This is a genomic window from Streptomyces sp. NPDC050704, from assembly GCF_040654355.1.
Lineage (GTDB): Bacteria > Actinomycetota > Actinomycetes > Streptomycetales > Streptomycetaceae > Streptomyces.
This window is the reverse complement of sequence record NZ_JBFAHW010000195.1, coordinates 1-12,073: the sequence shown is the minus strand read 5'-3', so window position 1 is coordinate 12,073 and position 12,073 is coordinate 1. Positions and strand designations below refer to the sequence as shown.

General features: G+C 67.9%; 11 protein-coding genes and 1 pseudogene. 6 read left to right on the top strand and 6 right to left on the bottom strand.

Going from position 1 to position 12,073, the window contains the following annotated elements; genetic code table 11:
- Positions 1-277 precede the first annotated feature (277 nt).
- The 3 genes and pseudogenes from AB0I18_RS49745 to AB0I18_RS49735 all read right to left on the bottom strand — a co-directional run.
- Entirely contained in the window at positions 278-574 is a 297-nt protein-coding gene (locus AB0I18_RS49745; protein WP_363112482.1) for a hypothetical protein, read from the bottom strand.
- A gap of 568 nt (positions 575-1,142) precedes the next feature.
- Positions 1,143-1,361 (bottom strand): hypothetical protein, encoded by a 219-nt coding sequence (locus tag AB0I18_RS49740; protein WP_363112481.1) that lies wholly within the window; start codon positions 1,359-1,361, stop codon positions 1,143-1,145.
- A gap of 387 nt (positions 1,362-1,748) precedes the next feature.
- Positions 1,749-2,285, bottom strand: a pseudogene (locus AB0I18_RS49735) (IS110 family transposase); the annotation flags it as partial.
- A gap of 315 nt (positions 2,286-2,600) precedes the next feature.
- On the opposite strand from AB0I18_RS49735, the gene AB0I18_RS49730 reads away from it, so the two are divergent.
- The 5 genes from AB0I18_RS49730 (at position 2,601) to AB0I18_RS49710 (ending at position 9,036) form a co-directional block, all read left to right on the top strand.
- Complete coding sequence (locus tag AB0I18_RS49730) at positions 2,601-3,845, top strand: IS110 family transposase (protein ID WP_363112480.1); 1,245 nt, start codon at positions 2,601-2,603, stop codon at positions 3,843-3,845.
- 716 nt (positions 3,846-4,561) lie between these two features.
- The gene (locus AB0I18_RS49725) at positions 4,562-5,653 is read left to right on the top strand and encodes a substrate-binding domain-containing protein (RefSeq protein ID WP_363112479.1); all 1,092 of its coding nucleotides are present in this window, start codon (positions 4,562-4,564) and stop codon (positions 5,651-5,653) included.
- A gap of 110 nt (positions 5,654-5,763) precedes the next feature.
- Positions 5,764-6,540, top strand: coding sequence for an ATP-binding cassette domain-containing protein (locus tag AB0I18_RS49720; RefSeq protein WP_363112478.1), 777 nt, complete (start codon positions 5,764-5,766; stop codon positions 6,538-6,540).
- The gene (locus AB0I18_RS49715; RefSeq protein ID WP_363112477.1) at positions 6,537-7,817 is read left to right on the top strand and encodes an ABC transporter permease; all 1,281 of its coding nucleotides are present in this window, start codon (positions 6,537-6,539) and stop codon (positions 7,815-7,817) included. The genes AB0I18_RS49720 and AB0I18_RS49715 overlap by 4 nt, the downstream gene beginning before the upstream one ends.
- 13 nt (positions 7,818-7,830) lie before the next feature.
- A complete protein-coding gene (locus tag AB0I18_RS49710; RefSeq protein WP_363112476.1) occupies positions 7,831-9,036 on the top strand; it encodes an ROK family transcriptional regulator in 1,206 nt (401 codons plus the stop codon).
- Between the two features lie 350 nt (positions 9,037-9,386).
- On the opposite strand, the gene AB0I18_RS49705 is transcribed toward AB0I18_RS49710, so the two are convergent.
- The gene (locus AB0I18_RS49705) at positions 9,387-9,620 is read right to left on the bottom strand and encodes a hypothetical protein (RefSeq protein WP_363112475.1); all 234 of its coding nucleotides are present in this window, start codon (positions 9,618-9,620) and stop codon (positions 9,387-9,389) included.
- 220 nt (positions 9,621-9,840) lie between these two features.
- On the bottom strand, positions 9,841-10,671 hold the full coding sequence (locus tag AB0I18_RS49700) for an AraC family transcriptional regulator (protein WP_363112474.1): 831 nt from the start codon (positions 10,669-10,671) through the stop codon (positions 9,841-9,843).
- A 46-nt stretch (positions 10,672-10,717) separates the two neighbouring features.
- Here AB0I18_RS49700 and AB0I18_RS49695 point away from each other — a divergent pair, with 46 nt between their 5' ends.
- Positions 10,718-11,314, top strand: coding sequence for a TIGR03086 family metal-binding protein (locus AB0I18_RS49695; RefSeq protein WP_363112473.1), 597 nt, complete (start codon positions 10,718-10,720; stop codon positions 11,312-11,314).
- A 210-nt stretch (positions 11,315-11,524) separates the two neighbouring features.
- On the opposite strand, the gene AB0I18_RS49690 is transcribed toward AB0I18_RS49695, so the two are convergent.
- A partial coding sequence (locus tag AB0I18_RS49690; protein WP_363112472.1) for a transposase occupies positions 11,525-12,073 on the bottom strand: 549 nt, incomplete at its 5' end.

Sequence of the window (12,073 nt, the reverse complement as noted above, 5' to 3'; positions counted from 1 at the left end):
TCTACCACGAACTCCCCGAAAGCGCCCCCGCGCTACCCAACACCCCGAACACGCCCACCAGTTGATCCTCAACACCACGACGAGGGACACGACCTCTTCTTCGCCTGGAGCCGATAGGCCTCGGTGACCTGCTCGCGGTCTTCGGGGTACTCACCCATGCCGGGAACCACCGCTACCGCGCAACAGCCCCCGGACAGACGGCGGATCGCCTCGACGGCCAGCGCCGGCCCCAGTCCCAAACCTCTCCACGCCTTGTCGAGGCTGACGCGGTCGAGGATCAGCAGATCGCCGACGGGATGTGTGACCGCTTTCTCGAACGCGGCGCTGTACCCCGTGCGTCCGGAACGGCCGAGACAACTACCTCAAGATCGCCGGATTCGGCGTCCGCCGCCTCCCACCGGTTCTCGCCGGTGTAGTCACGCAGCCTCCACAGGATGAGGTGCCCGATCTCGGAGCCCGCAGCCGGAGCGTGGCCGCCCCCTTCTTCTTCGTCTTCCCACTCCTCCTCACCCGCCGTCCCGTAAGTGACCGCGACGTGCCAGGGTTCCAGGGTGTCCTCGGAGTCGTACGCCACCGCGGGACGTCCGTGACCATAGTGGAGGTGATGACGGACGGGATCGCCCGGGAGTTCACTGACCGACCGTTTGGGCATCGCGGATGTCATGACGGAAAGACCATGAGCGGGCACTGACATCCCACCGGGAAACGGCACGAACGAGACCACCGGCGCCGGGCTGGCCCCAACTCGGCTGAGCACCTTCCCAGTCCCGCTTCTTGACCGGGACCGACCCGCGTCGTCGGTACGTCGAAGAACGGCTTCCTCGTCACGGGCCGACACAGCTCGGTCAGCCCTGGCCAGCGCTCCGGAAAGCCAGGCCCTGACCCTGCCGCCACCACTTCAGACACGGCCCGCCAGCCCCCTGACCAGCACAGACCAATCCACCTGAACCACGCAGCGATAAAGAAATCCCACGCCGATCACTACATTCCAAAAAGATCACTGGATCTGCACTCCAGAGCCCCTCCGGCTTCCGAACTCCACGGAAACCCCAGCCCAGAGACGCACCGCAACCCCGCGATCAGGCCGTCTGGTCCAGGCGAAAGCGCGAAACGACCCCGCAGCCCGTACTCGGGCGCGACGCTCAGGATTCGCCGCGGGATTCGCCGCGGGCATTCCTTCGCGCGATGAAGACGGAGCCGACGACTACACCCAGGCCCGCACCTAGCGCGACACCGAGACCGACGTTGTCAAAAAAACCCCCGATGACGACGCCGAAGGCAGAACCAAATGCGATCCAGACCCCGAGATTTCCCCAGATCCCGAGACCTGCGGCGCCCGGGGACGTGTTGTTGCTCGTCATCGCATCTCTCTCAGGACGCGGGCGGAAAGGCTGACAATCTGGCGGTCCACCACGGCGGATACGCAACTGATCTCCTCTATAGCATATCACCTGACATCAAGGTTCCCGCTGCTGACCGCGGCCTCTCGGCACCGCAGCAGGCGTCGGCGCATCCTCGTCGAGGAGTCGGTCACCGCGCCGGCGCCCCCAAGAGGGGGAGGTGTCAGCGTCCCAGCAATAACCCCCGCCTCATCCGGCTTACCGCCTACGAGATCTGGCGCCTGCTGGTCCTCATCCAGCCGCAGCCCCCGCACACCGAGCGACTCCGGCACGACTTGGCCTGGTCCTACTGGCGGCGCAGGCATCAAGGCGCGAGCGCGAAACAGACACAGCCTCACTTACCGCCCCCTGATATCCCGTCAGCAGAACCAAGGCGCCGACGGTTCCCATGTCGAGGGCCCGTTCCAGGGCCGGGAACATGCTGTTCAACAGGGACTTGAGTCGGTTGAGCGTGCAGGTTCGGTCCTCGACCAAGTCGGAACGATGCTCGGTCAGAAGCCGCAGTTCGATGACGGCCTCGTCACCGGGGCGGATCGGCAGCAGGTCCCGGCGCATGCGGGCCTGGTCGGCGATCACCTTCGCGTCCCGGGCGTCGCTCTTGCCCTCGCCACGGTAACTGTCGGTGGCCCGGTTCACTACGACACCAGGGATGTAGACGAGTTCCTGACCGTGGGCGATCAACAGGGCGGGCTCACCACCCGTCATGTCCATCGCCCAGGTCACACAGCCACCATTGGCGATGTCGAGAACGTCGCCGATCAACTCCAGCAACTCGGGCTCGTCGTTGGCCACCCGGCGCGACAGCAGCGTGTCACCCTCGGCATCCAGGACCAGGCAGTGGTGGTGGGTCTCGCCGCAGTGGGTCCCCGCCGATATCCGGCTCATCGCACTCCCTCAGGTCGTTCTTGTCTTGCGTACCACGGACGACCTCGCCGGCATTGCTCTACACAGCGACACATTCGCACTTCCCAATCAGAAAGCCGGAGGTCCTGCGGCCCTCGCCCCGAGGGCGGGAAAATGGGCGCACGTCCGGCCGACGTCGTGGCCACTTGGCGTGTCCGAGCCCGTCAATCAGCAGGACGCTGGGGACCTGCTTGTCAGGCGCTCGGAAGTGTTGCATCGAGCACGCGTATCAGCTTCTTTCGCCGTTCGGGTCCCCGCCGGACGCCCGGATCGGGTGGCGAGTGGAAGGAGCCGGCCGTGGACGTGGTCTATGAACGCTGCGCCGGGATCGACATCAGCAAGGCGGACGTGAAGGTGTGTATCCGGGTGCCGGGCCGGGGCAAGGGGACCCGGCGGCGCGGCGAGGTCCGTACGTTCCCGGCCCTGACCTCGGGGCTGCTGGAGATGCGGGACTGGCTGCTGGCTGAGGGAATCACGGTGGTCGGAATGGAGGCCACCGGCTCGTACTGGAAGCCGGTGTTCTACCTGCTGGAGAACGACATCGAGTGCTGGCTGCTCAACGCCCGCCACATGAAGGCCGTGCCGGGCCGCAAGACCGACGTGAAGGACTCCGAGTGGATCGCCGAGCTGGTCGAACACGGTCTGGTGCGCCCCTCGTTCGTGCCACCGCGGCCGATCCGGCAGCTGCGCGACCTGACCCGGTATCGCACCGATGTGGTGCGCGAACGCGCCCGCGAGGCGCAGCGGGTGCAGAACCTGTTGGAGGACTGCGGGATCAAGCTCACCTCGGTGGTGTCCGACTTCCTCGGGGTTTCCGGGCGCCGGATGCTCGAGGCGCTGATCGGCGGCACGCGTGATCCGAAGGTGCCGGCCGAGCTGGCCGCCCCGAACCTCAGGACCCGGCGTGAGGTGCTGGTCGAGGCGCTGACCGGCTATTTCACCGACCATCACGCGTTCCTGGCGCGGACCATGCTGGACCGGATCGACGAGGCCATCGTCATGGAACAGCGCCTCAACGCCCGGATCGCCGAACACATCCGACCGTTCCAGCGGCAGGTCGAGCTGCTGGCCACCATCCCCGGAGTGAGCGCGCACACCGCCGAGGTGATCTTCGCCGAGATCGGCGCGGACATCTCCCGCTTCCCCTCCGCCGGCCACCTGGCGTCCTGGGCGGGACCGTGTCCGGGCAACTACGAGTCCGCGGGCAAGAGCCCATCCGGCAAGACCCGGCCCGGCGACCCGTGGCTCAAGGGGGTACTCGGCCAGGCTGCGATCTCGGCCTGCCGGACCAAGGACACCTGTCTCGCGGCCCGTTACCGACGCCTGGTCGGCCACCGCGGCCGTCGCCGGGCCCTGGTCGCCCTGCAGCACTCGATCATCGTCTCGATCTGGCACATGTTCACCCACGACAAGGAGTACGCCGACCTCGGCGGCGACTACTTCCTCGAACGCACCGGCAAAACCCGCGCCACCCGTCGCCTCGTCAGTCAGCTCAACCACCTCGGCTTCCAGGTCAGCCTCCAACCCGAGGGATCCCCATGAGATGGGCTGACCTGCACCGACGAGGGATTTTCGTATCGGCGGCCGAGTCGTCGTGGGGATCCGGGCGGCCAAGCATCTCGAGCCACAACCGGCAGCACGACGACAGCCACACCCAGCTCCCCTGGGCACCACAACCCCACGAATGGCTGGGGCTAACCCAGGAAGGAAGGTAGAGCACGACGAATGGATCGCCTTCCCCCGCCGCTACCTCCCCGAAGACAGCATGGGCGAGATCTAACGCGAAAGCGCCCCGGCGCTGCCCAACACTCCGAACACGCCCGCCAGTTGATCCCCAACACCACAGCAAGGGACACGACCACTTCCGACCTGCATCAAAGCTGGTCGGGACGACAGGATTTGAACCTGCGCCCCCTTGACCCCAAGTCGGCGCGGACACCCCGCGCCACGCGGCCCTATGGGCCACCGCACGGCCGACCATCGCACGGCCTCATGCTCTCTTCGGATTCATGGCGCACAGGCGGCAGCGAGGTCGCCGCATTGCGACAGCGTCACCTAATTGTTATGGCGGATGACAAATAGCGCCTCCCGCACTCTGGCGCACGGGTTCCGGAGCGCCGTAAGTTCCCGCTCACAACATTCAGCCGGGCGGATCACCCGACACCCGGCAATTCCCCCGAGAGCGCGCTTCTCGCCTTCCTTCTCACCACCCTCGTACGTCCGGTCGTCCGGCCGTAACACCAGAAAGGACCCTGCCCATGCGCAAGGGACTCCTCCTTACCGCCGCCTCGGTGGCGCTGGCCAGCTCGCTCACCGCCTGTGGCGACGACTCGTCGAGCGGCAGTGACTCCGGCTCCGACGCCAAGCCGAAGATCGGTGTGATCCTCCCGGACAGCAAGTCCTCGGCCCGCTGGGAGACCGCGGACCGCAAGTACCTCTCCGAGGCGTTCAAGGCGGCGGGCGTCGAGTACGACATCCAGAACGCGCAGGGCGACAAGCAGGAGTTCCAGACCATCGCGGACCAGATGATCACCAGCGGCGTCAACGTCCTGGTCATCGTGAACCTGGACAGCGGCACGGGTAAGGCGGTTCTGGACAAGGCCAAGGCGCAGGGCGTCGCCACGATCGACTACGACCGGCTCACCCTCGGAGGCTCCGCCCAGTACTACGTGAGCTTCGACAACACCGCGGTCGGCAAGCTGCAGGGCGAGGGCCTCAGCAAGTGCCTGAGCGACATGAAGGCCAAGAAGCCCATCGTCGCCACGCTCAACGGCTCCCCGACGGACAACAACGCCACTCTCTTCGCCGAGGGCTACAACGGCGTCCTCGACCCGAAGTACACGTCGGGCGACTACGTGAAGGGCCCGAACCAGTCCGTCCCGGACTGGGACAACGCCCAGGCCGGCACCATCTTCGAGCAGATGCTCACCAGCGAGCCCAAGATCGGCGGCGTGCTCGCCGCCAACGACGGTCTCGGCAACGCGGCCATCGCCGTCCTGCGCAAGCAGAACCGCAACGGCGAAGTCCCGGTCACCGGCCAGGACGCCACCGTCCAGGGCCTGCAGAACATCCTCGCGGGCGACCAGTGCATGACCGTCTACAAGGCGGTCAAGAAGGAGGCCGACGCCACGGCCAGGCTCGCCATCTCCCTCGCCAAGGGCGAGAAGGGCGAGACGAACGCGACCGTCGAGGACCCCGAGGGCAAGCGCAAGGTCCCGTCCGTGCTGGAGACGCCGGTGGCCATCTACAAGGACAACGTCAAGGACGTCGTGGACGACGGCTTCGTCACCAAGGCAGAGCTGTGCACGGGCAAGTACGCCGCCCTGTGCACCGAGGCCGGCATCAACTAGCCCCGACCGGCCGACCGGACTGTTACCTCTGGTCCGGCCGGCCCGACCGCGGGCCCGGGGCCCCGCCTCCCCGGGACCCGCGACCTCACGACCGTAAGGAGCCGTCTTCCATGACAGCGACCCCGATCCTTCGACTGCGCGGGATCGACAAGAGCTTCGGCGCCGTGCAGGTACTGCACGACGTGTCCTTCGACGTCCACCTGGGGGAGGTGACCGCCCTCGTCGGAGACAACGGCGCGGGCAAGTCCACCTTGGTCAAGTGCATCGGAGGGATCCACCCGTTCGACGGCGGCGAGTACTGGTTCGAAGGTGAGCGGGTCCAGGTGCACAGCCCGCGCGAGGCGGCGGCCCTGGGCGTCGAGATCGTGTACCAGGACCTGGCGCTCTGCGACAACCTCGACATCGTGCAGAACATGTTCCTCGGCCGCGAGAAGCGCCGGGGACTCGTCCTGGACGACGCGACGATGGAGGAGATGGCCGCCCAGACCCTCGAAGGTCTTTCGGTCCGCACCGTCAAGTCCATCCGCCAGCAGGTCTCCAGTCTCTCCGGCGGCCAGCGGCAGACCGTGGCCATCGCCAAGGCCGTGCTGTGGAACAGCAAGGTCGTCATCCTGGACGAGCCGACCGCCGCGCTCGGTGTCGCGCAGACGGCACAGGTCCTCGAACTGGTCCGGCGGCTGGCCGACAACGGTCTCGCCGTGGTCCTGATCTCGCACAACATGAACGACGTCTTCGCGGTGTCCGACCGGATCGCCGCCCTCTACCTGGGCCGGACGGCCGCCCAGGTCAGCACGTCGGACGTGACGTACTCCCAGGTCGTCGAACTCATCACCTCAGGCCGCAGCGGGGACCTCGGCCTCGCCCACAGCAACGGAGTCACCGCATGACCGCCGCAGTCGCCCCCGAGAAGCCGGAGCTGCCGCGCGGTCCCGGTACGCCGAAGAAGAACGGAGCGGCCGGTGCCGCGAGTCTGCGCTCGGTCGCCCGGAACTACGTCGAACGGGTGCGGGGCGGCGAATTGGGCGCACTCCCCGCCGTACTCGGCCTGGTCGTCCTGTGCGTGTTCTTCGCCGCCCTGCGCCCGGTCTTCCTGTCCGAGCTGAACTTCGCCAACCTGCTGACCCAGGGCGCGGGCAGCATCGCCATCGCCATGGGCCTGGTCTTCGTCCTCCTCCTCGGCGAGATCGACCTGTCCGCGGGGTACGCCAGCGGGGTCTGCGCCGCTGTCCTGGCCATCCTGCTCACCGACCACGGATGGCCCTGGTACGGCGCGGCCGGCGCCGCGATTCTCACGGGCTCGGTCATCGGCCTGCTGCTCGGCGTACTGGTGGCGAAGGTCGGCATCCCCTCCTTCGTGGTCACCCTGGCCGCCTTCCTCGGATTCCAGGGCATCGTGCTGATGCTGCTGAAGGAAGGCACCAACATCTCCATCCGGGACCAGACGATCCTGGCCGTCGCCAACAACAACCTCTCCCCCGCGCTGGGTTGGGTACTGCTCGCCGTCAGTGTCGGGGTGTACGCGGCGATCCAGCTCCGGAAGAACCGCAATCGCCGGCAGCGCGCGCTCGCCCCCGCTCCGCTCTCCCTGCTCGCAGTCAGGATCGGCGGCCTGGCGGTGCTGGGTGCGATCGCCGTCCACCTGCTCAACCAGGAGCGCAGCCGCAACGTCATCGTCGACTCGCTCAAGGGCGTGCCGATCGTGGTGCCGGTCATCGCCGTCCTGCTCGTCGCCGGTACGTTCCTGCTCCAGCGCACCTCGTTCGGCCTGCACATCTACGCGGTGGGCGGTAACGCCGAGGCGGCGCGCCGGGCCGGCATCAACGTGGCGGCCATCCGGATCTCCGCGTTCGTCATCTGCTCGTCCCTGGCCGCGGTCGGCGGCATCATCGCCGCGTCCCGGGGCAACTCGGTCGACCCCAACACCGGCGGCAGCAACGTGCTGCTGCTGGCGGTCGGCGCCGCCGTGATCGGCGGGACCAGCCTGTTCGGCGGGCGGGGCCGGGTCGTTGACGCGGTGCTCGGCGGCATGGTGGTCGCGGTCATCCAGAACGGCATGGGCCTGATGGGGTACAGCTCAGGGGTCAAGTACGCTGTCACGGGTTCGGTTCTGCTGGTGGCCGCAGGCGTGGATGCGCTGTCCCGTCGCCGGGCCGTACAACGATGAGGTCTGGGGCTCCATGAAAGCCGGTCCCTCGCAGGAGGAGATTCGCCGGCACAACCTCGGCACCCTGCTCCGTCACGTACACATCGGCGGCTCCACCTCGCGGGCGGTCCTGGCCGAGCGCATGGGACTCAATCGCAGCACCATCCTGGGGCTGGTCAGCGAACTGGCCTCAGCCGGCCTGGTCCGTGAGGAACTGCCCCGTGACACCGGCAGGGCCGGCCGGCCGTCCCTGGTCGTACGGCCCGAGTCCGACCGCGTGTACGTCCTCGCCTTCGACGTGGGCGTGGACCGGCTGGCCGCCGCGCGCATCGGCCTGGGCGGGGTCTTCCTCGACCACCGGGAGATCCCCGTACTTCCCGGCCATCGCGACGCCGGCAAGGTGGCCGAGGTCCTCGCCGGCTCCGCGCTGGACATGGTGGGCACGGCACCGCTCGGCACCTACTGCGTCGGCGTGGCCGCCGCCGTCCGCGGGATGGTGCGCCGACCCGACGGCCTCGTCCGCGCCGCCCCCCACCTCGGCTGGGAGGACGAGGAGTTCGGCGAGGATCTCATGCGCCGGCTGGGCCTCGGCCTTCCCGTCTCGGTGGGCAACGAGGCCAGTCTCGGTGCGCTCGCGGAGCACCTGCGCGGTGCCGGGACCGGCTGCCAGGACCTCGTGTACCTGCATGGCGACATCGGCATCGGCGGCGGTGTCATCACCGGTGGCCAACTGCTGGGCGGTGACTGCGGATACGGCGGCGAGATCGGGCACATGGTCGTCAACCCGCGAAATGGCAGGCCCTGCGGCTGTGGGGCGCGCGGCTGCCTGGAAGCCGAGGCGGGCGAGCGCGCCCTGCTGGAGACCGCGCAGCGCGACCCGTCGGCCACCGGCCGGGAAGCCGTACGCGCCGTCGTTGAGGCAGCCGACCGGGGCGACATCACCGCCCGCGCCGCCCTGCACGACGTCGGCGACTGGCTCGGCATCGGCGTCGCCAACCTGGTCAATGTGTTCAACCCGCGCACGGTCATCTTCGGCGGGACGCTCCGCGAGGTGTTCCTCGGCTCGGCCGCCCAGATCCGCAGCCGTATCAACCGCCTTGCCCTCACAGCCTCCCGCGAGAACCTGCGGCTGCGAGTGGGGGAACTCGGCGACGACGCGGTGCTCATCGGAGCCGCCGAGCTCGCCTTCTCCGAGATCCTGGTCGGCCCCCTGGAGACGCTGGCCCGCGCCGGTGCATAGCCAGTACGGCGACGCGAACGGCACGAAGGCTGGGCCGCGGCGCTTGCCCCGGATCGCGTATATGACACTCACCACCGCCGGGGAGGTGTTCCAGCGCCCGGCGGCCTAGTGACCCGGCGACCCGCTCGACGGCCAGATGCTGGTCAGGAGTGACTCGGATGTGCCGACTGTTGTAGAAGCCGTCGCAGTACTCAAGCGTTGCGAGGCTCGCCCCCGGCCCGGGTAGTGAAGGTGCGGCCGCAGATGCACGCACGCCTGCCAACTGCGGGCGCCGGGCACGTCGATGAACGGTGCTCGATCGAGCACCCTCAGGGTCTGCCGGCGCTCCCCTCGGTTTCACGTGGGTCCCGTCAGTGGTCCGAGTACCAGGAGGTGTACTCCGTCCCGGACCCCACATCCGCGCAGGCGCGCATCCAGCGGTCGGTCACTGTGTCACTGCTGTGCCAGTACCACTTGGTCTGGATGCCGTGGCGCGGATCGGTGATCGGTGAAGGGACGTACCTGTCCGGCGCACGCTCCGAGGTGGTGCCGCACTCTGCGCCGTGATCGTCCTCTCCGGGCTTGTCCCCGTGCGCGATCTCCACCCAGGCACTGTCACCTGCATCGGCCCCTGGCAGATAGACGCTTGAGCGGTCGCCGCCGACCCACCACCCGTCCTTGGCAGTCTGGAGGCCGAGTGTCCTTCCATCGCCGAGCGGCTTCGGATCCCCCTTCCACGAAATGAAGATCGAGCCCGGTCCGTCGTACGAACGGTAGTCGCACCCCTCCGGGGGGTAATTGTCAAGACTTGTGGATCGGTTGAAATTACTCATGCCGCGTCGGCCTGAAGTCGTTCCGGCGTCGTGCCGAACTCGCGTACTGCGCCGGGGAGGTACCTATGGATGCGGTGAAGTCGCGGGTGAAGTGTGCTTGATCGGCGTAGCCGAGTTCGGCAGCGAGAGCGGACCAGTCCTGCGGGTCCGTGGCCACGCGTGCGGCGGCTTCCTGAATGCGGGCTCGCCGGATCACCCACTTGGGTCCGATGCCGACGTACTCGGCGAACAGTCGCTGCAGCTGGCGTGCGCTCATGTCGGCGATCGCGGTGAGCTGGGACACCCGTAGAACAGAAGGGTCGGTGCTGATCGTTTCGACAAGCCTGGCGGCTTTGTCGATGGCAGGGTCAGGAGTGGGCCCGAAGCCGCGCACGAGCGCGGCTGCCAGTTCTAGCGCGGTGGGCACGAAGGGTTCGGCGATGATGGCGTCTGCTGCTGCCCGCGCCGCCGGGCCGAAGATCTCTTCGATGTCCAGGACTCGGTCGGTAAGGGTGGACACCGTGGCGGTGAGGAACGGGCGGAAGCCACCGGGTCGGAATCGCAGGCCAAGTACCCGGCCGGCGCCAGAGATCTCTCGGGTGAACGTGTCGCTGACGATGCCTGTGATCTGGGCCTGCCCGCCGGTGGTAAAGGTCAGGTGGACCACCGGGTAGGTGAGGACTTGCTGCCGGTGTGGTTCGGCCAGATCCCAGTGGAGGATCCAGCAACCGTCCACGAATGGGGTCAAATCGGCGGGAGCCGGCGCGTGGTCGAGCCGGAACCGCTCAGCCGCGGTGTGCGGGTCGAGGATGGCACGCTGTCGCGTTTGTTCAATACCCGTCATCGTCGTCCTGTCTACCGTGACTGCTGGGAAGCGGGGAAGGGATGGCATGGAAACGAGAACGGTGATGGCCCGGGCCTCGGAAGCGGCGGTGGACATCGTGCGCGGGATCGGGCCGGACGAGTTCGGCGGAAGCACACCCTGCCCGGAGATGAAGGTCGGGGCACTGGTGAATCACCTGATCTTCTTTACCGGCCTGCGGGGGCAGGCCGCGGGACTGAAGCAGTCTCCACAAGCCCGGCCGGATGAGGTGGCGGAGGGGCATGTTTTCACCGCGGAGCCGGATTGGGTCGAGGTGTATGCCGCCCGGTCCGCGGCGACCGCCGCCGTCTGGAGCGATCCGCAGGCATGGGTCGGCGAGACGGCGCTGACTGGGAGCGGGCGGATGCCGGCCCACTTCATCGGTGGGATCGTACTGGGCGAGTGGCTGTTGCACGGCTGGGACCTGGCGGTGGCGACCGGGCAGAAGCTGAACGTGGATGAGGAACTCGCGGCGGCGCTGTACGAGGACATCGCCGGCAAGGCCGAGATGGCCAGGCAGTACAGGGTATTCGGCCCCGAAGCCAGCGTGCCTACGACTGCGCCGCTGTTTGACCGCGCTCTGGGACTGGCGGGCCGCGCCCCGTCGTGGAAACGCCGAGCCTGACCGCATGTGAACGCACGGGTGGGCAGTTGCCGTCCCAGGTGCCCAGGGATCGGATCGGAGCCTGGGTAGTCGTCGGAGTGCAGGTGGACGCTCGGCGACAGCCGGTCGGCCGGCAAACGCGCACTGTGTTCTTTCCCGCGCCGGGCGGGCCGGTGAGGACGATCACCTTGCCGGGCGTTGGAAGCGACGCCGCCAGGGTGGGCGGCTGGTTCATACGGCGATCTCTTCGCGGCGTTCGGCCAGGTGACCGCCTTCGAAGCGGGCCCCGGCGCGGACGAGGGCAACGAGGTGGGGTGCGGTGATCGCGCGCCAGCGGGCCTGGGCGGACTCAACGAGTTTGAAGACCATCGCGAGGGCCGCGGCCGGGCTGCCGGCGCCGCGGGTGACCTTGGTGCGGAGCTTGACGGTAGAGAAGGTCGACTCGATCGGATTCGTCGTACGCAAGTGGATCCAGTGCTCGGCGGGAAAGTCGTAGAACGCCAGCAGCTCGTCGACCTCGCCGGTGATCTTCTTGACGGCCTTGGGAAACTTCGCCCCGTATGCCTTCTCGAACGCGGTGACCGCCTTCTCGGCGTGCGCACGGTCCTCGGCGTTGTAGATCTCCTGCAGAGCTTTCTTCGCGCCGGGCTGCGCGGACTTCGGCAGCGCGTTCGAGACGTTCCTTGTTTTGTGAACCCAACACCTCTGGTGCCTGGCCTGCGGAAACACCTCCGCCAGCGCCCTCCACAGGCCCATCGCGCCGTCGCCGACCACGAGCAT